Source organism: Endozoicomonas sp. ONNA2 (genome assembly GCF_024606365.1).
In the GTDB taxonomy this organism is placed as follows: domain Bacteria; phylum Pseudomonadota; class Gammaproteobacteria; order Pseudomonadales; family Endozoicomonadaceae; genus Endozoicomonas.
The window spans coordinates 1-1,360 of the sequence record NZ_JAHHPO010000978.1; the positions used below are offsets into that span (position 1 = coordinate 1).

Sequence of the window (1,360 nt, forward strand, 5' to 3'; positions counted from 1 at the left end):
GCATCAAGAAAACCGTTGCGGCATTTCTAAAGATTCTTCACCCCAGCGGCTTACCTTCTGATGAAGAGTTTGAGGAATATGTCGCCTATGCGGTGGAGGCTCGTCGTCGGGTAAAAGAGCAGATGAACAAACGCAAATCCGACGATGAATTTGCCAAGATCAATCTCTCTTATATTAACGCTAATGGTCAGGAAATTATTGTTTACTGTCCAGAATCAAGGCTGGCACCGGCCACCCAGGACCCTGTTCGCCGGGATATTCACGGTGATGATGAAACGGTTGTTATTGAAACTCCGGTGGCGGAGATTCCCGACAAGGGTTCGGTATTCGATGATGTACTCAAGAAAACTGCTGTCCCAACTGAGAGCGTAAATGCCGAGCCTGAAGCTCAGCTTCAGGAGCAGCATTTTACCATTCACTATGGCGCAACTGGTTACAGCTATGAGTCGATTATCAGCCCTTATCTTGAGGGGGCTAAATCGATTGAGATTGAAGACCCCTATATCCGCCTGACACACCAGATACAGAATTTTGTCCGCTTCTGTGAAGCCGTTATTAAGACTCCTTCAGTAAAAACCATTCGATTAATCACCAGTTATGATGATGATACGGATGTTATGGAAATGTCTGACCGGCTGGGCGAGCTTAAACAGAGCTTGCTTGAAATGGATATTGAGCTTGATCTTAAGGTCAATAAACATATGCACGATCGGGAAATTCGGATTGATAATGGCTGGATCGTCAAGATCGGACGGGGGCTGGACTTTTTCCAGAAGCCGGATAGTTGGTACAGTATTGGTACCAATGATTTGATGCTGAGGAAGTGTCTTGAGACGAAGGTTGATATCTTCAAGAAAGGTTAGCCAAAGGGCTGAGTAAAATTTTGGCTGTCACTTTGATCTTCCTATCATGAGCTTTTTAACGTCCATGAAATTGTTAAACACTTACGACACCCGTGAAGAAGGCGAGGCTGCCGAACAGAAGTTAGTTGGTGAACGCCGCCTGGCCAGTGAGCGAGACGGAACCGAAACTAACCTGTTTGGCATCCCATCCCGGGCAAACTTCTACCGCCTTGGCATGTATAACCAGTTAGAAAAGATCGTTGAACAAAAAAAGAACAATGTTAACTATGACCAAGACAAACATCAGGAAATTCTTAGCCTGTTAAAAGTCGCTGCCAAAAACGCTGTTGGTGTTTTTGTTCAGCACAAACTGCAGCGGCTTCTTACCCGCTTTGGGCGGTGGCGCATCTTCCTCTGGCTCTTCCGGTTTTGCCAGCGGATCACCACCGTTCATCAGTAAACGTACTTCATCTTTTAATTCATCCAGCTTCTTGCGCTTGTCCAGCTCCACCTTGAAC

2 protein-coding genes are annotated in these 1,360 nt (G+C 46.1%); one reads left to right on the plus strand and one right to left on the minus strand.

All coding sequences use genetic code 11. The annotated features are described in order from the left end of the window. A partial coding sequence (locus KDK14_RS17285) for a BREX system Lon protease-like protein BrxL (RefSeq protein WP_257266432.1) occupies positions 1-863 on the plus strand: 863 nt, incomplete at its 5' end. Positions 864-1,164: 301 nt separating this feature from the next. On the opposite strand, the gene KDK14_RS17290 is transcribed toward KDK14_RS17285, so the two are convergent. Further along, a partial coding sequence (locus KDK14_RS17290; protein WP_257266433.1) for a hypothetical protein occupies positions 1,165-1,360 on the minus strand: 196 nt, incomplete at its 5' end.